The sequence below is a fragment of the Microbulbifer maximicatervae (SeqCode) genome, assembly GCF_052467305.1.
The window spans coordinates 306634-328747 of sequence record NZ_CP174306.1; the positions used below are offsets into that span (position 1 = coordinate 306634).

14 protein-coding genes are annotated in these 22114 nt (G+C 41.1%); 13 read left to right on the plus strand and 1 reads right to left on the minus strand.

Annotated elements, in window-relative coordinates:
• The first annotated feature begins 159 nt into the window (after positions 1-159).
• On the plus strand, positions 160-1524 hold the full coding sequence (locus ACJJI4_RS01445) for an IS4 family transposase (protein ID WP_444895875.1): 1365 nt from the start codon (positions 160-162) through the stop codon (positions 1522-1524).
• Positions 1525-3805: 2281 nt separating this feature from the next.
• Here ACJJI4_RS01445 and ACJJI4_RS01450 read toward each other — a convergent pair.
• Entirely contained in the window at positions 3806-4252 is a 447-nt protein-coding gene (locus ACJJI4_RS01450; RefSeq protein ID WP_444926808.1) for a hypothetical protein, read from the minus strand.
• Between the two features lie 179 nt (positions 4253-4431).
• Between ACJJI4_RS01450 and ACJJI4_RS01455 the strand changes: the two genes are divergently transcribed.
• From ACJJI4_RS01455 to ACJJI4_RS01510, 12 genes are all read left to right on the plus strand, one after another.
• Complete coding sequence (locus ACJJI4_RS01455; RefSeq protein ID WP_444926809.1) at positions 4432-5055, plus strand: Type 1 glutamine amidotransferase-like domain-containing protein; 624 nt, start codon at positions 4432-4434, stop codon at positions 5053-5055.
• Positions 5056-6132: 1077 nt separating this feature from the next.
• Positions 6133-6438 (plus strand): YciI family protein, encoded by a 306-nt coding sequence (locus ACJJI4_RS01460; protein WP_444926810.1) that lies wholly within the window; start codon positions 6133-6135, stop codon positions 6436-6438.
• A 1322-nt stretch (positions 6439-7760) separates the two neighbouring features.
• Positions 7761-8552: an ABC transporter permease gene (locus ACJJI4_RS01465; protein WP_444926811.1), complete on the plus strand. Its 792-nt coding sequence runs from the start codon at positions 7761-7763 to the stop codon at positions 8550-8552.
• A complete protein-coding gene (locus ACJJI4_RS01470; protein WP_444926812.1) occupies positions 8549-9253 on the plus strand; it encodes an ABC transporter ATP-binding protein in 705 nt (234 codons plus the stop codon). The genes ACJJI4_RS01465 and ACJJI4_RS01470 overlap by 4 nt, the downstream gene beginning before the upstream one ends.
• Before the next feature lie 2 nt (positions 9254-9255).
• Positions 9256-10440: a KpsE/RkpR family capsule polysaccharide export protein gene (locus ACJJI4_RS01475; RefSeq protein ID WP_444926813.1), complete on the plus strand. Its 1185-nt coding sequence runs from the start codon at positions 9256-9258 to the stop codon at positions 10438-10440.
• 65 nt (positions 10441-10505) lie between these two features.
• Positions 10506-12140: a polysaccharide biosynthesis/export family protein gene (locus tag ACJJI4_RS01480; RefSeq protein WP_444926814.1), complete on the plus strand. Its 1635-nt coding sequence runs from the start codon at positions 10506-10508 to the stop codon at positions 12138-12140.
• Between the two features lie 297 nt (positions 12141-12437).
• Positions 12438-13376 (plus strand): glucose-1-phosphate thymidylyltransferase RfbA, encoded by a 939-nt coding sequence (gene rfbA / locus ACJJI4_RS01485; protein WP_444926815.1) that lies wholly within the window; start codon positions 12438-12440, stop codon positions 13374-13376.
• 144 nt (positions 13377-13520) lie between these two features.
• Positions 13521-14069, plus strand: a complete 549-nt coding sequence (gene rfbC / locus ACJJI4_RS01490; protein ID WP_444928206.1) for a dTDP-4-dehydrorhamnose 3,5-epimerase — start codon at positions 13521-13523, stop codon at positions 14067-14069.
• Positions 14070-14157: 88 nt separating this feature from the next.
• The gene (gene rfbD / locus ACJJI4_RS01495) at positions 14158-15075 is read left to right on the plus strand and encodes a dTDP-4-dehydrorhamnose reductase (RefSeq protein WP_444926816.1); all 918 of its coding nucleotides are present in this window, start codon (positions 14158-14160) and stop codon (positions 15073-15075) included.
• 63 nt (positions 15076-15138) lie between these two features.
• Positions 15139-16263: a dTDP-glucose 4,6-dehydratase gene (gene rfbB, locus ACJJI4_RS01500; RefSeq protein ID WP_444928207.1), complete on the plus strand. Its 1125-nt coding sequence runs from the start codon at positions 15139-15141 to the stop codon at positions 16261-16263.
• The gene (locus tag ACJJI4_RS01505) at positions 16253-17647 is read left to right on the plus strand and encodes a mannose-1-phosphate guanylyltransferase/mannose-6-phosphate isomerase (RefSeq protein WP_444926817.1); all 1395 of its coding nucleotides are present in this window, start codon (positions 16253-16255) and stop codon (positions 17645-17647) included. The genes rfbB and ACJJI4_RS01505 overlap by 11 nt, the downstream gene beginning before the upstream one ends.
• 38 nt (positions 17648-17685) lie before the next feature.
• Positions 17686-21900, plus strand: a complete 4215-nt coding sequence (locus ACJJI4_RS01510; RefSeq protein WP_444926818.1) for a glycosyltransferase — start codon at positions 17686-17688, stop codon at positions 21898-21900.
• The last annotated feature ends 214 nt before the right edge of the window (positions 21901-22114 follow it).

Here is a 22114-nt window from a genome sequence, read left to right on the forward strand (position 1 = left end):
CGGTTTGCTTCGCTCACATTGTGGCGCAATCGGTGCGTCGCTGTTTGGCCGCCCGTGAACGCGGCGCTAAGTTTTATACACAAGTTTTTTAAGTTTTATTATGTAAATCAATAAGTTACAGTTTAGCCCAGTAAGAACTACAGATTTGGCTGGATAATTATGCAGGACTGGGTCATGGACGAAGTAAAAAATCAGGTTATGGGTGATACACGCTTGAATAAGCGCTTGTCTAATATTCTCAGTAATTTAAGTTCAGACCCAAACAATAGCATTCCTTGTGCAAACAAAACTTGGGCAGAAACGTTTGCAGCTTATCGCTTTATAGAAAATGATAAAGTCAACTTTGACTCTATTATGAGCGGTCATAAATCGGCAACTCTTGAGAGAATCAAAGTGCAGCCTGTTGTTCTTATCCCACAAGATACTACCTTTCTAAATTTTGCCACTGACCTAGAAAGTAAAGAGATGGGAACACTTAGGCGTAAAGAGACCAACCAACAACTCTTGCACACCTCCATCGCGATAACACCATCCAGAGTTAATTTGGGTGTTGTTGAAGGTAGTATGTGGCAGAGAGATAAGGAATCAAGTTCTAATTCCCGCTATACCAAGTCGATAAAGGATAAGGAGAGTCGACGCTGGCTAGACCATTACGAAACGGCTTGTCAGATACAAGAGCACTGCCCTGAAAGCACAATTGTGAGTATTGCTGATAGAGAGGGTGATATTCATGAGTGGTTTCAGCTGGCTGAAGAGCAAAGTGAACAGCGGCGGGCGAGCTATATCGTTCGAGCTAAGGCCAATCGCACTTTAGAGCTCGATGGAGAAGAAACGGTTTTGCTTTGGGATCATATGAATGAGCAGAAATCTGTCGGTCTATACACGGTAGATATTCCCAAACGGAATGGAGAGCCTGGAAGAAAAGCCAAGGTCAACGTATCCACTACTGAGATACGGTTGCTAGGAAAAGGAAGATCTAAACGACCACTTTCTCTCTATGCTGTATTGGCTAAAGAATTAACCCCACCAGAGGGTGAAAAAGGCATTGAGTGGATGCTGTTAACTGATCTTCCAGTTGAAGACTTTAAGCAGGCGAGAGTTATCATTGAGTGGTATCGAAGCCGGTGGGAAATTGAAACCTATTTTCGGGTGGTAAAAGGCGGATGCCAGATAGAAAGTAATCGTTTTAGAACAGAGCAGCGAATGTTGAACTGTATTGCGATCTATATGATTATTGGATGGCGACTACATTCGATAACTACACAAGCAAGAAGTCTTCCTGATGAACCATGTACGAGTGCTTACTCTGAAAAAGAATGGCGCATGGTATGGATGATGCGAGATAAAAGTTCCCCACCGAATATACCTCCAAGCATGAGAGATATAACGCGTATGTTGGCAGGCCTAGGGGGATTTCTAGGACGTAAAGGTGATGGCGAACCAGGGGTTAAAACTGTTTGGCAGGGATATACCAAACTGCTCCATTATATTGAAGCAGCAGAGGCTTTAAATGGGCTTAAATGATGTGTATAAAACACAGCCTCAGCGTTAAGAGTCATAATCGAAGGATCTTTTTATGGGTGAGTTTATTAAAATAATGAATATATTTCATGCTCAGAAATTTGTGTGGCTCCCATTTACATTTCTTTGCCCGAGGCAAGGGAGCAGGTTTGGTGTTTCGCGATTTATTGGCACGGTCATTCTAAATACTTCGTTCTTTGCTGCACTTTTAGTATTTTTGTTGTATTCCAGATTTGGCGATAGTGCTATGGATCACATGGGGTTTACAATTATGTGGATATACGCCCTATTTGGTAGTTACTACTTATTTGTTTGCTTTTGTTGGGATAAGGAACATGGAGCCAATAATTCTTAGTAATCACAGGCACACTGCTATGGCCCTCTGGGCCTCCGCGGGACAGCCTACGCTGCGCTTCGGCCGCGTGTGCTGTGGACGTTATGTGATCGCGCGAAATGAATAGAAAGATACTCGGTGTTATTCCTGGAGTAGGAATCTACGCATACATATTGGCCTCACTTGATACTGTTTCAGCGTCCAATGCTTTTGCGTGGTTAGGATTTTCCATTGCGGTAGGATCATTGGTATTTTTCAAGATTTCCGTACCATATGGTATGCAGGGCTCAACCACTGTATTTGGTCGTGAACAACGCTATAAGACACCAGTATAGGCCCACACCTATCTGGGAAGGACAAGAGTTGTTGGTGGAGGGGGTAGTTAAGGCGTCGGTGCGGTATCATCGAGGATAGTTAAGGCCGTTAGATTGGGAAAAGTCGGCTTTCCCTTACAAATCAGTAGCTTACATTTTTGTGTGCAGAAGACTGGCAGTGTTGAGGTCAGCGGTTCGATCCCGCTTAGCTCCACCAAATTTCCCTTGTATTTCAAGGGGTTGTAGAAGAAGAGAAATCAACTTCTGCAAGGTGCACACAAACTGCACATAAACCCGTACACAAACTTACGGGTGATAAAAAGGGCCTTTTCGGGCCCTTTTTTTCGTCTCAGCTTTCTCGATTTAAATGTCTTCTTTCAATAGCTTGCTTTCCTGCATGAGTTAAGTTCTCTATGTGTATGGACTTGAAGCTGTGTCACTACTAAGGAGCAAGGTGCTTACTTCTGCCTTGCGTTTTAGAGTTATCCCTTTCACTTGTAGGGGATTCTTGAGGTTATATAGAAGCCAGAATAGTTCCCGTAGCTGATTTACTCGTGAATTGATTGTTTGGTTGATTATTCAAGGATGATTAGGTGGGCAGTAAAAAGTAGGATTATTTGAAGGTTGCTCGACTGGGTGAGGTTTTATCTTTAATACAAGCCCTTGCATATAATGAATATGCGAGTAGAACCGAGGATGCTTTGGGAGAGGATCTTCAAAGAAAGCCTGAGTCAGCGGAAAGGTGGGGGGACTTGGCAGTCTCTCATCCCGAGTTATTTCGTGTTCGCCAACAGACCGATAAAAAATACTTGTGGCTCTCGTTTCAAGATATGCTCTTCCGTCTGAAAGGTTAGCTAATGGGCACGATAGTCACCCCTTACTTGAGCCTGGAATTGTTAATGAGCTAATTGATATGGTAATCGGATTGCACGACAGGCAAGTCAATCAAAAGTATCGATGGCAAATGGTGGGACCTGCAATAGTTACAGCGAGTGCAGCAGCCGTTATTAAATGGGCTTTTACATGACTAGCGGTATAGCTAACTATAAAGATAATATCATTAAGATGTTTATGGTGTAGGAGCTTAGAAGCACAAATGGAAGAATTGCTTAGTTCAAGGCTGTTGCCCGCTGTTATAACTGCACTTGTAGTTATACTTGTTTTTTTCACAGTATTTTCTAACTAGAAGAAATTCTGTTGAGTTAAAAACTACGAAGTTGGAAGAGCTTTATCTCTTTTTGAATGAGCCTGCGACTAGAATAGGGAGAATTACAACTATTGTGAATGGAGATCGTGCGTATTTAGTTGATCCTGAGCATATAGTTAAGTTATACCTTCACGATCATAATAAAAAACCCTGATGTATGTAAGGCTTTTCTTTCCTGCTCTAATTAGTGTGTACAGAGAAATGTATCAAGTTAATAAGGGATAATTAAAAATATCAAGGAGTTGATTTATTGTGGAAAGGGAGATCAATAAAAAACTCTTGATATGTTTAAGAGGTTCAGTACTACCATAAAGCGGCTTGAAGCTGAGATTGTATATAATAAAAAGGCTTTAGTCGGTGAAAACATTCGACCAGTGAGACATTGTAAAATGAGTGGTTTTGAAATATCCGAGCGAGAGCAGGAATATTTCAATCCTTGTTCAGCTCGCAAATGTCAGCGCGTCGCATAGTTGTTATCCTGCTGATACCCATGGCAACCTGTAGCGCTTCATAGCCTAATTCCTCGGCCTTTTCATAGATGGTCCAGTAAGATTCCAGAGTTAAACGTTGGTGTTTTTTACTGAGCTTTCCCTTTTCCAGTAGGCACGGTCGATCGTCGGATGTAGTAAAGGGGTTGCTTTCCAGTTTGCTCAAGCCTTCAGCCATTAGGCAATTAGAGAATTTATTAAACTCGGCACGGCGTGCGTGCTGTTGGTGATAGGTGAGGGATTCCCTCCATTTGCGCAGGTCAGTTAATTTGGCTTTATGTATGGAGGTCACTTCGAAGTCCTCGCCAAATCGTTTTAGTGCATTACAGCGATTACGCCAGCTGGCCTTACTGGGTAATCGGGGATCATTTTCCTCTTGCCATTCCATATTCCGCACGGCGTGATGTACAAAGCTAGCTCTGCCTGGTATCTTTGTGAGGTCACGCTTTATTGAGTATTGGCCTTTTCAGTCATATTCGATAGTGTAACTTGACCTATTTTAATAGTGGGTAGATGATGTCCATACGAAGCAATTAATTAGGTTATTACTTTAACGGATTAAACTATATGGCCAAGCTATTCTTGACTTCATATTTTGCTGAGGTTGCTAGTGTAATTAGGGATTACGACAGCAGCCTTGGGGGAAAGCGAGTTACATTTATCCCGACTGCAAGCCTTCCCGAAGAAATAACTTTTTATGTGGAAGATGCTAAGAAAGCATTGGAGGAATTAGGCCTTATCGTAGATGAATTAGATGTTTCTACTGCAAATACTGCTGAAATAAAACTTAAGCTTAAAAATAACGAATATGTCTATATAACCGGCGGTAACACCTATTTCTTACTTCAGGAGCTTAGGCGAAGTGGGGCCGACAAAATCCTGCTGGAGCAAATTAGACTTGGTAAACCTTATATCGGTGAGTCAGCAGGCACTGTGATCCTGTCGCCGAATATTGCATATATCCAGGAGATGGATAATCCTGATGCTGCAAAAGAGTTGGAGTCTCACGAGGGGTTAAACATTGTGGACTTCTACCCTCTACCTCATTATGGGAATGAGCCTTTTGAAGATGCGGCTGAGCATATTATCTCCAGTTTCTCAGGTGAGATAAATGTATATCCTTTTAGTAACAACCAGGTTATTACTGTAACTAAAAAGAGCATTGAAATATTGACTACAGTAGCTAAGTAGTCGGATATAACAAATTTCTCCAAGATACCATTGGGACGATGATGCCTATACTGATAGACCCGATATGGATTGGTTGGCAAAAGCCATTAAATGCGTAGTCGGGTGAACGCAGTGAGGGTCATCTTTAAGTGATCAAGCAAGAGATTCTTTTGGGCGACTGGACAACCGCTCTAATTTAAGTGATGGGCTGATCAGCAGGTAGAAGTTAATTTCAAGGAATCTAAAACGCTCGTATCTTGAAATGGATCACTATTGATGCATTGAGCCCACAGATAGAGCAGTTGTGAGCTCTCTCTTAATGTAACTCTAAAAAGTTTGGCACCAAGTTGGAGGGTTTATATATCATCGGTTAATCGGAACTATAGTAAGGTAAACTCCCTGTATCACTAAAGGGTATTTGAAGGTCCACAGGGTGCTTTGCTTTTTAGGAAGATTGGAGGGGAGGAAGCAACGACAGTGTTGATCGCTAGTTGATTGCGCTATAGCTTATTAGAAGTTAGAGCTTTTGGTGATGATACCTAGAGCCACCCCCTTAAAGGCTGTTGAACAAGTAGATTAAATATTGCCATTCAATATTGCCATTCAATATTGCGTGGTCTCTTTTTTAAGCGTGTGGCATCCAGAAGGAGTATTGATGGGTTACTAGATGTTCATAGTGCTAGTTGCAATAGGTTTGAATATGGGAATATTATGGATGTTAAGATTATGCCTTTACAAAAAGCGAATATTTGAGGTGGGCTTCTCTGCTACCGAGCCAATAAAAAATTTACCTTTTATTGCGATTCAGACATCTACTGCCGTAAAGATTGAGTATCTAGTAATATGCGGATAATAGAAAGTTAATCTTAGTCTGTATATTGTTGTGCTTCCAATTGGATCCCGCCCAATTATGGGATTTTGTAGTCCCTCCATCCTAAAAGGTACTGATTTTCAGTTTTATGTCATTAATTACAACTGCCCCATAGGTATCTGATTGAGATAAACTGCTGCCTTTAGGGGAAGGGCGGCAATTTGTCTTATCAGTCTTTGGATGGTAAGTAGCCATCTCTTATTTCAATAATCTAATTTTGAATATAAATGTTGGTAATTATTTTGTTTATAGTATCTTTGACTTATACAAAACCACTTGAAGAGGTGGATAAGCTGATTCCTGAGCACATTGAATTTCTTAACAAGCAATATGAGCTTGGATATTTTCAGCTCTCTGGTCGCAAGGAGCCTCGCACGGGTGGGGTTATCTTGGCCTCTGTGGAGAGCCGCTCAATACTCGATGAATTACTACTACAAGATCCATTTTGTCGTGAAGGGCTGGCTAGTTATGAAATAACCAAAATCATACCCTCTAAGTCTTCACAAGCGTTAGAGTTTTTACTTGAGACCTAATTGGAAGGGTTATTCAAACACTGCTATTTATAATTGGTTGCTTATTGATAGTTGAAGTTGTTTCATAAGTTACATGTTTGAGTGTCTAAATTCCACAGAATATGTGAGTCCAGCGGATATGAAATTCAATTCTAAACCAGGTGGCAAATAAGTGGGTTTCCTTTAGCTCTACTCTAAGCTTGAAGCCTTCTTGGATTTTTCAAGGAAGGCGAGAGTTTGGCTATTATTTTACTGTCACGATAATTATTGCCGCGGGGCAATGTGATCTCCTACTTAAGGGGTCCTTTGAGTTTTCTAAGCAGAGCAAAAAGATAGGGCAAGTTGTTTGGTTGGTTTGAAGAGCGTTTAAAAGTTACGGTAGGAGAAAGATTGCTATTTCCGCGCCCCTTCTGAAGCTTGATCTATATCTGAAGAGTTGCAAATTCCTAGTGATCTTACTTCTTTGAAGTTGAGTTTAGCAGATCTACTTCCAGCTTTTTATGCCATTTGAAGTACCACAGGCCTACTGATGGCGACTGGCGACTGGCGACTGGCGACTGGTGACTGGTGACTGTCCATATAAACAGCTAGAAGGGCTTATCCGAGTATATTTTGCTCAGCGAGCTTCCAGTAAAAGGTACGAGCGACCGTCGAAAGTGTTAGCTGGGGTTGTTGTAGCGCTGAACAGGTTTCCAAGTCTGTAGATTATAGTTTCCACTGCAGCATAAGAGCTTAGAGGCTAGAACTTGCTCAGGGATTGAATTATTGTTTAGAATTCAGTGGCTTGTGGATCTTTTTCAGTAGCTTCATCTTCACCGAGTTGCAAGAAAAGCTCTATGCCTCATTTACATACGCCATTAGGTTCGGCGACCAAAATCCGCTCAATGAGTGGATTTTTTCGTCACTAGTGCGGTGTGTCTACATTAGGTGAGCCGCCTGGCAGATTTTGGGTGCTAGTATATGGGGCAGTCTAGGTAACCAAAGCTTACTGGAGGTTAGGGGCTGTACGCAGGTCTTTATCAATTGATGCCTCCCTGCCTTGATATGGAGGTTTTGAAAGTTAGTGTCGAGAGAAGGCTGAGCGGATCAGGCTAGAGGGCCGGCGTAATGGCGCGTGATTGATTTAGATGGGGGCTACGGTAGCATAGCGCGCTTATTTTTGTGAGGTGAGGTATTGACATTAGCCTTGTTTCTTGTTAATTCAGGTCGGCTTGGTTTTCGAAAAATATATGAGCTTGAGGTTGTACTTTAGAGCCTCCTAAGGAATTACCTAGTCGATTATCCCAAACCCACCTTTAGTTCTGTGGTCGACTGGTTCACACTTTACAACAAAGTAGATTTTTATGGAGTTTTCAACTCGACGCTCAGTCTGGAAAATTCAGCGAGATGTGATTTATGCGCTATTAGTGCGCGAGATGAAAACTCGCTTTGGCAAATGGCGACTTGGGTATGCTTGGATGCTACTGGAGCCATCACTCCATATTATTGTCCTTGTGGCTGTTTTTAGCTTCCTGAAAGATGAATTTTATCCTGGGGTACCAACCCCACTATTCATGCTTGGAGGAATCGCACCTTTCCTATTCTTTAGTCATTGTGTGCAAAAGGGATTAGCAGCAATTTCTTCAAACCGGGGTTTATTTAACTATCGGCAACTGAGGCCGTTCGATGCGGTTCTAAGTCGTGTTTTTTTGGAATTTGTTATTTATCTGGCAACTCTCGTAGTGCTGATGGTGGTATTTGCATGGCTTGGAGTGTCCACACCTTTTAATAATTTTATACTTCTCACAACAATTAACACTCTATTTTTCTTTTTTTGTTTAGGACTTAGTTTGGCGCTATGTGTTTTGGGTGAGCGGTTTCCAGAATTGGCTAAAGTGATTCCTATGCTTATTCGACCTCTGTATTTTATGTCTGGGGTTTTCTTCTCTCTTGAACAGATTCCAAAAGAATATCATGTTTACTTGGTATGGAACCCCTTGTTACATGTCATTGAATTAAATCGTGAAGCATTATTTAGTAACTTTAATGGATACTTTGGAAGTCTGGCTTATTTAGGGTTTGTCTCTGTTTCGATGTTGTTTTTTGGTTTGCTTTGTTATCGAGCAAATTGGCGTGATTTGGTAAAAAGTCGGTGATTAGATTAGAGCGCCTAACTAAATCGTACCGTACGCCTCATGGGCGAAAAGTACTTTTTAATAATGTAAATGCGTCTTTTCCAGAGGGTAAAAACATTGGCATTCTCGGTCGGAATGGAGCGGGAAAGTCAACTTTACTGCGCATAATGGGGGGGATTGATTATCCCGACTCTGGCAGAGTGATAACTAACCAGAGAATCTCCTGGCCAATGGGGCTGGCAGGTGGTTTCCAGGGAAGTATGACTGGCCGTGAGAATGTCGCTTTTGTTTGTGGCATACATGGTATTTGGGGAGGTGCGCAGCGCAAAGTGATGGATATGGTGCAGGACTTTGCTGAAATAGGTAATTATTTCGATGTTCCTGTAAGTAGTTACTCATCAGGAATGCGCTCACGTCTTGGCTTTGGTTTAAGTATTGCTGTCGATTTCGATATTTATTTGGTTGACGAGGTAATGTCCGTTGGTGACGCTCACTTCAAAAGGAAGTGCGAAGAGGTTATAGCAGAGAAAAGAAAGAGCTCATCTTTCATCATTGTGGCGCACGCTATGGCACTTCTTCGGAAGAATTGTGATGTAGGGATATACCTGGATCCGACGGGGTTAAGAGTTTTTGATACTGTTGATCAAGCTATTGAGTTGTATCAGGGTGAGAAACCAAACGCTCAAGCAAAAAAGACCGCCACTGAAATGTATAAGAGTTAATTATGGACGTTAAAGACCAGCTAGTTGAACAACAAGCGAAGAATCCATCAAGCAAAAAAGCTCTAATTGGGGTGGTGAGTGACGCTTCCAGGCATATTCCGAAACTAAAGGGCTGGGCATTTTTTGTTATTCTGCCTCTATTTTTCCTTATGGTGTACTATCTATTCTGGGTTTCTGAACGCTATGTTAGTAGTGCGCAGTTGATAGTGAAAGATAGCACTTCCTCCCAGGCAACCTCTCCAGCATTAGGTTTGTTGATTCCTGGTATGGGCGCTGACACCCAAGATGCTTTTTTGGTGGTGAATTATATCCACTCGCTAGATATGGCTTTGTACTTAGATAAACAGTTAAAACTCTCAGAATATTATAAAAGTACACGCTACGATTTCTTTTCGCGGTTGCCCCCCGATGCAACTCAAGAAGAATACTTAGAATATTATCGAGATCATATAGGTATTGGCCATGATGAGGCGACGGGAATTATTACTATTGAAATGCAAGCATTTGATCCGGCCTTTGCAAAATTATTAAGTGAAACTGTTATTCAAAAGTCTGAAGATTTTGTCAATGCAATTAGTAATCAATTGGCCGATAAACAAGTTGCTTTTGTGAAGAGTGAAGTTGACCTGGCTCAGGGGAAATTACGAACCACCAAGCAACAAATCCTTGATTTTCAGAACAGCCATAGGGTGGTAAGCCCAGAGGAGCTGACCAAGGGAATCAGTACTATCATTCAAGGTTTAGAATCACGTTTGGCAGAACAGCGAGCCCAGCTTACTGCGGCAAAGACATACCTAAATGCTGACTCTTCACAAATTGTGTCAATGCAAGCGGATATAGCTGCCCTAGAAAGTCAGATAGAGCTGGAGAAGGTCCGTTTGGTAGGGATCGGGGAGGAGGAAGGAGAGCAAAAACTAAATTCTCTTAGTGCTCATTTCCAAAATTTAGAGCTCGATTTGCAGTTTGCTACTGATGCATATGCTGCTTCTCTTAAGGCTTTAGAGACAGCACGGATGGAGGCTTCAGGTAAATTAAAGCATTTATTGGTTGTGACGCAGCCATCGTTAGCTGAGGAAGCTGAGTATCCGCATAAACTTTACAATTTGGCAAGCATCGCAATAATTTTGCTTATGCTATACGGGATAGGAAAAATGCTGGTTGTTACTATCCGTGAACACAGGATGTAAAGTGGTGAGAGTATTGGGGGCTCCCTCAGACCATCAATAAATTTATTCGAAAAAGATTAGCACAAATGATTACAGGAAAGATTAAGAAAATCGGATCTGGATTTGCTCTGCTTGCTTCGTTGGTTTGCTTGCAAGCAGTGGCACTGGAAACCCAATTAATCGACGAGTCTTCTTCTTCAGAGTCGCAGCAAAATAAAGTGCCAGTTTTTGGGCAGGCATTGTTTCAAGGCGGATTTAAAGATCAGCCTTTTAGCGGTTTCAATCCAGACTATCGAATTACAATTGGAGATCAAATTAATTTACAATTATGGGGGGCTTACAGCTTCAGTGCTTCGCTTGCTGTTGACCCCCAGGGAAATATTTTTATTCCTGAGGTTGGCCCTGTTCATGTGGCTGGAGTGAAAAACGGAGAGTTAAATGCTTTCGTTCTGCGCCATGTCAAGCGGGTATTTAAAAATAATGTCCAGGCTTACGCTAATCTTGAGGCCAGCCAGCCAGTAAAAGTATTTGTTACTGGGTATGTAACTAGCCCTGGGTTGTACAATGGATTCAGTTCCGACTCGATTTTGTACTATCTAGACAGTGCGGGAGGGATTGATGCAAAAAGCGGTAGCTTTGTTGATATTAAAGTATTGCGCCAAGGGGAGCCAATAGAGTCAATCAATCTCTATAAATTTTTAGTCGAAGGCACTATGCCGGCCCTTCAGTTGCGCAACGGAGATGTTGTTGTGGTTGGAGCCAGAAGGGGGATTGTAACTGTCGAGGGCGCTGTACAGAGGGCTGCCCAGATGGAGTTTATTGGGCCTTATACCCAGCTTGGCGAAATGCTTCTCATCAGTAAGCCTGATCCCCAGGCGAATTTTGCCCGAATCACACAGGCTATCGATGGCCTTCAACAAGCTAATTATCTACCCCTTGAAGAGGCTCTCACACAACGTTTGTACCCAGGTGCCGAGGTAGAGTTGGTTAGAGATAACGATGTGAAATCCATTTCAATTCGTGTTTCTGGTGAATTAAATGGACCCGCAACCTATGTTTTACCTTACGGTGCAAAACTGGAGGAGCTGTTAGAGCAGCTTAGCTTCCGGAATAATGCAGATAGGAAATCTATCCAGCTATACCGAAAGAGTGTAGCTGATAGGCAGCGCGTGGCATTAGATCGCTCGCTTGATGCGTTACAGATGGAGGTTCTTACTCGTCAGCCTAATACCGACCTAGAAAAAGCTGCCCAGAAAGACAATGCGCTGATGATTCAAAACTTTATTGAGCAAGCACGAAAGGCAGAGCCTAAAGGCCAAGTAGTTATTGCTAATAATCCAAATGCAGCCCAAATGCTAATGGAAGATGGTGATGAGTTAGTCATTCCATTGAAATCCTCGACTGTATCAATAGTGGGAGAAGTTATTTTTCCTACCTCATTGGTTTACAACAAAAAGCGCACTTTGGAGGATTATATAGAGCTAGCTGGTGGTTTTGCTAATAACGCAAATCAGCAAGAGTTAGTGATTTTACACCTGGATGGAACTATTAATCGCATTGACGATCGTGATTTCGATAATCGTTTAGGAGATCGCCTGAGACCGGGCGATGAAATCATGGTAATGCCAAAGATTCAATCTAGCGAGTTACAAGTAACAAAAGACATCACAGAGATACTATATCGCATTGCAGTAGGCACAGCTGCGGTACTTTCTTTCTAATTGGTACATTTGGAGCATTACTCGTGTTCATATTGGCTTTCATCTTGCAGGGTTAATCATGAAAAGTAGTTTTGCCATATGTTCTCAAGCACAGCCTTGTGGCTGTGATGAGCTGTAAGGCGTTTGCGATATCGTTTTCTGGAGATCTATGTAATTATCCACGCCTCAAAGGGCTTCAAGGAACTTTTGAGGCTCAGTGGTTGGATCCACTTTCAAGGAAGTCTTACTGCCCAGGATTTTATCTGAGGCACTTTAAATAAAGTCAATAGTAGAATGGAAAATTGGGGGTAAGGGGCAATGGTTGTTAAAGGGGCTTCTGAACGCAAGGGAATAATACTGGCCGGAGGGTCAGGAACACGTTTGTATCCTTTGACAAAAGGGGTAAGCAAGCAGTTGATGGCTGTCTATGATAAGCCAATGATATATTATCCTTTGACGACTTTAATGTTGGCGGGTATCAGAGACATCCTTATCATTACGACACCAGAAGAGCAATCTTTATACCAGCGTTTGCTCGAGGATGGGGCGCAATGGGGAATTAATATTTCTTATGCAGTGCAACCATCTCCCGATGGCTTAGCCCAAGCATTTTTGATTGGGCGTGAGCATGTAGGTAACCACAATAGTGCACTTGTACTAGGTGATAATATCTTTTATGCACATAACTTCAGTCAAATTTTGCAGCAAGCTGATGCGAGAGAGACGGGAGCTACAGTATTTGGTTATCGAGTAGCAGACCCCAGAGCATATGGAGTTGTTGAGTTCGATGCCGGCGGTCGAGCTGTGAGCTTAGAGGAAAAACCTGAGAAGCCTAAATCTAATCACGCTGTCACTGGCCTTTATTTTTATGATAAGCAAGTGTGCGACATTGCCCGAGAAGTACAGCCGAGTGCACGTGGCGAGCTGGAAATCACAGATATCAATAAAGTATATCTTGCCCAGAACCAGTTAGATGTAGAGCGCCTTGGACGTGGTAGCGCCTGGTTGGATACTGGTACGCATGATAATTTGTTGGATGCCGCCCACTTTGTTCAAACAATCGAGCGTCGACAAGGCCAAAAAATAGCCTGCCCCGAAGAAGTAGCATATCGTAAAGGATTTATCAGTGCAGAAGATCTAGAAGCGCAAGTTCAGCCCTTAATGAAAAGTGGCTATGGAAAATATTTGATGCAAATTTTAGTTGAGAATGGTGAAACCTCACCCCTCAACATACGTCGCTATGTTTCTGGATTATAATAGTTCAAACGGGCTAAAATTGGGCTTTTTCTAAAACTATTACTTAGAAGTCGTTCAGGGATGAGCGGCTCAGTCTCTACTCTCTTCTTTTGAGCTGCAGCAGCTAGATTGCTTGCCCGCGCCTCGGCTAAATTCTCAATTAGTATGAATATCATTGAAACAAAAATTCCTGACGTGAAAATTGTAGAACCAAAAGTGTTTGGTGATGAACGTGGCTTCTTCTATGAGTCATTTCGTGATGATGTTTTTAATAGTAAGTGTGCACATCGTGCGTTTGTCCAAGATAATCACAGTAAGTCTTCTCGAGGAATTTTACGAGGATTGCATTATCAGACAGAACGGACCCAAGGTAAGTTAGTCAGGGTTGTTCGTGGCGAAGTTTATGATGTCGCAGTAGATTTACGAAGAAGTTCGCCAACTTTTGGACAATGGGTTGGTGTGTATCTGTCAGCTGAGAACAAGCGCCAGTTGTGGGTTCCTGAAGGGTTCGCACATGGTTTCTATGTAACAAGTGAAAGTGCTGAATTTGTATACAAATGCACAGACTACTATGCTCCGGAATATGAGCAGTCACTCCTGTGGAATGATCCAGATCTGAATATTGACTGGCCACTTATTGAAGGTATACAGCCTCAGCTTTCGGAAAAAGATCGCTGCGGTATTTCTTTTGTGGATGCGGTTTATTTCGCATAGAGAGTATACGCTGGTTTCACTAACTCCGAGATTAGCTTCTCTTTAAAGATTAACCTTCCTATTTTGCTAAAACTTGGCGGCGCGATAGATGCGTCGTCAAACTATTCTTGGTCTGTATAAAATGGCAACTTTTAAAATCTTAATAACGGGTAAAAACGGTCAACTTGGACGTGAGCTTCAAAAGCTATGTCCTGTCGATATTGAGATGGTCGCGATGGGACGCGAAGAGCTGGATATCTCCAATAAACAAGTTGTCCAGGCCGTGATCGGAGAAGTTAAGCCCGATGTAATCATAAATACTGCTGCCTATACCGCTGTTGATAAGGCAGAGCAGGAAGAAAATGTCGCTTTTGCAATCAATAAGCAGGGTAGCGAAAATCTAGCAGAGGTATGTAACAGTCTAAATATTCGCCTCATTCACGTCTCAACAGATTTCGTGTTTGATGGTGAGAAGTCAGCTCCATACCTAACATCCGATAAAGTTAATCCTGTCGGGGTATATGGCTCTAGTAAAGCTGAAGCAGAAACTGCTGTTTTAAGAATCCTTCCGGAAGCGATAATTGTACGTACCGCGTGGGTTTACGCATCCCACGGGAATAATTTTATGAATACTATGCTTCGGTTGATGGCGGATAGAAATCAACTTAGTGTTGTTGCAGATCAGGTTGGCACACCAACCTGGACAGGAACCTTAGCGGAGATCTTAATCATACTTGCTCAAAAGCCTAGTGTGAGTGGTATATACCATTGTACCGACCTCGGGGTAGCCAGTTGGTATGACTTTGCGGTAGCCATTTATGAAGAAGGTAAGGCTTTAGGTGTACTTTCGCAGGATAAACAATTAGACCTTAAAGCAATAGCTACACATGAATATCCTACTCCTGCGAAGAGACCATCTTATAGTGTATTAGATAAAACTCGATTGATTACCGAGTTAGATATTAAACCTAGGCATTGGCGTGAGTCACTAAGATTGGCTCTTTCTGAAAAGAAACAACAACATTAATTGTCCAATTCCCTATTAGGTATTGGGGCTTTTTTAAAAATTGTGACTGATAGCGATCTTGATATGAAAAAATTACTGGTTACCGGTGGCGCTGGATTTATTGGTGCTAATTTTGTCCATTACTGGATAAAAAATTACCCACAGGATACAGTGATAGTCTTAGATGCACTCACATACGCAGGAAACCTTGCAAATTTAGATCTAGTTAAGGATCACCCTAATTATAAGTTTTACCAAGGCGACATATGCGATACAGCGCTGGTAGAAACTCTACTCCGTGAACACCGAATTGATACCTTAGTACACTTTGCGGCTGAAAGTCATGTGGATCGATCAATTAGCGGACCAGATGCATTTATTCAGACGAATATTGTTGGAACTTATAGCTTATTAAAGGCAGCTAAAACAGTATGGCTTGATGAGGGGATCAATAGAGAAACTCATCGTTTTCATCACGTATCCACGGATGAAGTATATGGAACTCTTGAAGCAGAAGACCCTGCTTTTAATGAGAATACGCCATACGCACCAAATAGCCCCTATTCTGCAAGTAAAGCAGCTTCTGATCACCTAGTGCGTGCTTATCACCATACTTATGGATTACAGGTGACAACAAGTAATTGCTCAAATAACTATGGGCCATATCATTTCCCTGAAAAATTAATACCGCTTGTAATAACAAACATTCTACATAATAAGCCTTTGCCTATTTATGGAAATGGGCAGCAGATTCGGGATTGGCTCTACGTTGAAGATCACGCAAGAGGTATCGACTTGGTTATTAATAAGGGGCGGCTGGGTGAGTGTTATAACTTAGGTGGAATTAATGAGTGGACCAACATTGATATCGTTAGATTGATATGTGCATTAATGAATGATGAATTTAGTGAAAATTCATTACTTGAAAATAGATATCCGCATGCAAAAGCTGCCATCGCAGGAGTATCTCACGAGTTAATTACCTTTGTGAAAGACCGGCCTGGTCATGATCGCCGTTATGCGATAGATCCTAAGAAATCAAATGATGAAATCGGTTATCGCCCGCATGAAAGCTTTCAAAAAGGTATTAGAAAAACCTTGCGGTGGTATCTGGAAAATAACGATTGGTGGACCTCTATTATGGATGGAAGTTATATGAATAGTATTACAGCTCAATATGGAGAGGGGGTAGCGAATCATGAAAATTAAACCAGTAATTATGGCGGGTGGTTCAGGAAGTCGTTTGTGGCCTGCTTCCCGCGAACTAATGCCGAAGCAATTCCTAAAATTGATGGGTAGCGATTCCATGTTGATTGAAACAATCAATAGGATAGAGGGGATATCGTCTCTAGCACCTATGGTTGTGTGTAATGAAGAGCATAGGTTTATTGCCGCAGAAGAATTGCGGCAAGCTGGATCCGAAGGAGCAACAATAATTTTAGAACCTTTGGGCCGAAATACCGCTCCAGCAATAGCTCTGGCAGCTATGGTGGCAGACCCAGAGGAGATTCTCTTGGTTTTAGCTGCTGACCATGTAATTCAGGATAAAGTCGCTTTTCATGCAGCCGTAGAGGAAGCTAAGTCACATGCTGAACTAGGCAAGCTAGTGACTTTCGGAGTTGTACCACGGAACCCGCATACCGGATATGGCTATATTCGAGCTGAAACTATTCACAAAGCATCTCCGGTGGCTGAATTTGTAGAAAAGCCAGATGTAGATACAGCAAAACGTTACCTAGAAAGTGGTGAGTATTTCTGGAATAGCGGCATGTTTATGTTTAAAGCGAGTGCGTATCTAGAAGAACTTAAGGTTCATTGCCCTGGCATATTTGAGAGCTGCAAGGCAGCAATGGATGGAGCTGAATCAGATTTGAATTTCCTACGCCCTCATGCTGAGAAGTTTAAAACTTCGCCTGATGTTTCAATCGATTATGCTGTTATGGAAAAAACGACCGAAGCTATGGTGATTCCCCTCGATGCACAATGGAGTGATGTCGGATGTTGGAGTAGCTTGTGGGAAATATCTGAAAAGGACTTGAATGGCAATGTCACTCGAGGTGATGTCCTACTTCAGGATGTGGAAAATTGCTATATTAATTCTGATGGAAAGTTGGTCGCGGCAATAGGCTTGCAAAATATCGTAGTTATTGAAACTAAGGATGCGCTTCTTGTAGCCGATAAAAATAAGATTCAAGAAGTGAAGCAGGTCGTCAATAAACTTAAAGATGAAGGGCGGAGTGAATTCAAACATGGAAGGGAGGTGTATCGCCCTTGGGGATATTATGATTCGATAGATTTTGGTGCGCGAGATCAGGTAAAGAGAATTACAGTTAAGCCAGGCGCAAAGCTATCTGTTCAGATGCATCACCATCGTGCCGAACATTGGATAGTCGTATCGGGTACCGCTAAAGTTACTATAGGCGAAAAGACTCGCTTGGTTTCTGAGAATGAGTCGACTTACATTCCTATTGGTGAAATACATGCATTGGAGAACCCAGGGAAAATTCAGTTAGAGATGATTGAAGTTCAAACAGGTTCCTACCTGGGAGAAGATGATATTGTTCGTTTTCAAGATAGATACGGACGAGCATAATTTATAATTGTAAGCATTTGAAAAGTATAGTTGAATCAATGAAAAACCTTATTATATGTCCGGATTACAGGGCTACGAATCCATATTTGGAAGAAATGTATGCAGAGCTCGAAGGGGAATATAATATTCAGTATATTGCGTACAATGAATTAGATACTTCACTAGTGAATAGTGATGTTTTTCATCTTCACTGGACCTCTGGAGTGTTGGCCGGTGCAAAAACTATTTATGAGGCAAAATTTTTAAAGAACGCATTTATAGGAAAGGTCAGGCGATACATACTTAAAGGCGGTAAGTTTTTTTGGACTGTTCATAATAAATTATCTCATGATAGTAATTTTATTGAAATTGAAAAAGAGCTTAATGAAGAGTTAACGGGCTTAGCACACCAGGTTTTCGTTCATAATGAATTGGCCAAAGATGTTCTATCTGCGGATTATTTTATGAACAGAAAAAAAATATCTATTTCTGAACATGGAAATTATATAGGTGTTTATCCGAATACAATTTCTAGGGCGGCTGCCCGAAAAAAGCTTGGAATTAAAGACTCTGAAACTGTATTTCTATTTCTTGGACAGGTGCGCCCGTATAAAGGAATTACAGATTTAGTCGTTTCATTTTCAGAGATTAGGAAAGTAGATAAAAATTCAAAACTTATCATAGCAGGGAAGCCTGTCCACCCAATTAAGCCTGGAGAAATTAGCGAACTCTACGGAAAGGTTGATGGGATTGAGATATATGAAGGGATGGTTGAAGATGAGTCATTGGAACTGTATTTTAATGCGGCAGATTTCGCTGTTTTCCCCTATCGAAATATTTTGACATCAGGATCGGTATTAAATGCCTTTTCTTTTTCTATTCCTGTAATTGCGCCCGCCGATGGTGTATTGCCAGAAATTATTAAAGATGGTGAAAATGGTTTTATTTATGAAAAAGGTAGTATTTCTGGGTTGATTTCTGCAATGCAAAAATCACTGGAGGTCTCGCTTTTAGATAGAGCGGTGATGAAGCAGCGAGCAAAAGAATATGCGGAGAATATTTCTTGGAGCAATGGAGCAAATTCTATAAAATTTGCATACCAGTCCTCTAGCGCTCCCTTCAAACATTTGGGCGACGGGGCAAGACTAATTCATCAGCCAACAGATACCATCAGCAGTCCAACACTTACAGTTATAATATTAAATTACAACTGTGAAAAAGACGTCCTGAAGGTAGTTCAAAGTATACGGAGTCAATCCATTGACTTTGAATATCAAATTATCATTGTTGATAATAAATCAACAAATATCAACGAAAACCTATTGGCACACTATTTTAGCGATTGCCATGTGATTAGATTGAATACTAATACTGGTTACGCTAGAGGTAATAATGTCGGGGTTCGGTACGCAATTGATACCTTAAAATCAGAGTATGTACTGATTTCAAACCCGGATATTGAGTATCTCCCAAACTCTATCAGTTCCCTGATAAATCATAAGAAAAATATCGAGTCAGATATCGTGTCTCCAGCTATTTTAAGGGATGATACTAGTCAAATTTGGAGCGCTGGTGGAGTAGTTTCATTTGATGAAGGTGTTAATGTCGATCATCATTATTCCGGCGATCATTTTAGTTCATTGCCAAGTGAGCCGTATGAGGTTGAGTATGCAGCAGGAGCATGCCTACTTTTTAATGGCTCGTTGATCGATGATATCGGGTACATACCTGAGGATTACTTCCTATATTACGAGGAAACAGATTGGTGCTTGGAGGCAAGGCGTAAAGATAAAAAGATAGTTATTTGTCCTTCAGTATTGATAAGGCATCATAAGAATTCTGAGCCTAAAGGTAAGCCTCCAAAGGAATACTATCTTTACTATTATATTCGGAATACTTTTAATTTCTATGGTAAGTTTGGGGTGGGAGACTTTGAAATGCTGGAGAAAAATCTATTAGAGAGATTCATTAATCCATGGAAAGAGAGAATAAAGAAAAGCTTCCCTGAAGCTAGTGACAAGCTGAATAATTTGATGGATCGAGCTGTTTTAGATGGAAAAGCAGGTATTTCAGGAAAAACCCTCGAGTCTGAAGATGACGTACAAACTGATCATTTAAAAATACGTCTCGATTCAGTAACAAATGATGGAATTGTACATGGTTGGGCTGTAAATTCGTTAAACCCCGAATTAAAATTAAATCTTGATGTGTTTGTTGATGAATTTTATGTTGGTAATGTAACTTGTGATGAGTTTAGAGAGGATCTTGTAAAAGCGGGAGTTAGCGATGATGGCCATCACGGATATACCTTTAAGATTCCAAAAACTTACATTAATGGGAAAAAGGCAGTTGTAAGTATTCGATGGAGAGAAGTCGACGCAATAAATTCCCCGTCTACTATTCAGTTTGATAGTTTTAGCGCTTCTTATAAAGGGCGTATTGATGGTATTTCAGGTGGATCTCTTTGTGGATGGCTTATAGATGAAACAAACCTATTTGATAAAATAAAATTTAAGCTGTTTTCTGATGGAAGATTTTTAGGGGTGTATTCCGCGGATAACTATCGTGAAGATTTAGAAAAAGCCTTTAAGTTCGACGGGTGTCACTCATTACAAGTCAAATTACCGATGTTTGTACTTGATGGTAATACCCATAACATAAAAATTGAAGCTATCGACCCTGATGGTAAAACGATTTATTTATGTGAGCGTGATGTTTCATTTTCACTGCGAGAACCTAAAACACCTGAAAAAATTAATGTTTTTCAGGATGTTAACAAATGGCTCTATGTCCATCGTTCGGTTTATGTTCAAGACAAAAACTACCAGGCAGTAAAGAAGTACTTTGAAAGTTTAAAGCAAGGGCTTTCTTATGATGCTAATAGATACTTTGACCGGTTAAGTGAGAAACCGCTTGTTAGCATCATAATGCCAGTTTTTAATCGAGAAAATGTAGTTCTGGATGCAGTTAGCTCCATACTAGATCAAGTTTATCAAGAATGGGAACTGATCATTGTTGATGATGGGAGTAACGACCGCTCTGTAGACGTGATTAAATCATCAACGAATGATCACCGTATTTCTATTTATACGCTACCAGAAAATATGGGCGTTTCTTCAGCAAGAAACGTAGGCCTCGAGAAAGCTAAGGGAGACTTTATAGCTTACTTAGATTCTGACAATACTTGGGATAAAAATTATCTTTCTATTATGGCATTTGAGCTGGAAAAAAATCAAAGTAGAGAATGTGCTTATGCGGGCCAGCTAATTCATCAAACTTGCAATCTGACCAGTGGCGAAAGCTTGGTGGAAGAGTCGTTTCTACGTGCAGGGCCCTTTAATCAGGCGCTAGTTAAGAATAGAAACTTTATAGATTTAAATGCCTTTATGCATCGACGATCAAAGTATCAGTCTTTAGGTGGCTTCAACGAAAGAATGAGGCGCTTGGTTGATTGGGAGTTGATTGTGAGGTATACAAACGAAAATAGGCCACTTTACGTACCTGCCTTGCTTTCAAACTACTATATGGATTTGGCTGAAAACCAGATAACGAAGCTGGAAAATTATTCGGATTCATTAATCGAATATAAGAGTTCAATTTCAGGTCCTGATAAGAGCTCTCCGGATGCGAGCACTGCTTCCGAAAGCATTCTGTTCTTGATTACCGAATGCGAGGATCCTGAAAAGCTTGATATCACATTAGCGGCAATTGTTGCATCAGCAAATTTCTGTAATTTTTCAGGAAGTATTGGAGTTGTCATGGCATCTCCAAGCTCTGAAGCCAAGGCCAAATACTCCAATTTTATTGGTTTCTTTCCTTCTCACCTAGAATTTCCTTATGAAATAGGCAAATACTATGTTTGCCTTTTAAAGAGTGGAAATCAGTTACATCCAAGTTTTTTTAAAGGAATCTCAGATTCTTTACTTACTCTGGGCTCTCATTGTTATGTGATTTCTAAGCTCTCAAAATATGATAAGAATGTCAGGGTGGCCCAGCCATATGCTATGGATTCTGGATTCGTCGATAATACAGTTTCAAGTGACAATTGGCCGAATCTTAAGTACAGTAATTTGCCAAGCCTAAATTCCCAGTTCGTAACATTGAGTCAGATTGATGAACTAAACTTTGAAGGTATATTAGCAAGTAGTAGTTTGCTCGAACGCATTGACGTTCAGGATAATTTTGAGGGACTTGTATCTGACATTAATACATTATCTCATATGGACTTACTAACTATTAGCGTCCATGATAAATGCAAAATTATTCAAGCTTAATTGTAAGGGCGTGACTGGTTAATGAAAAGTCTAGGGAATGAGGTATTTTATAGTGTCTACTTTGGAAACTTCAGATGCGAATTAATTTACCTTTTCAATTTGCATTTCTGGTCACGTAGTTGCAGTGGTTATTGTTAGAAATCGTGCGGTAAAAGAGCATGACATTTTATATATTCGAATGACGCGGAAGGCTAAACTATTGTAAATAGTTTAG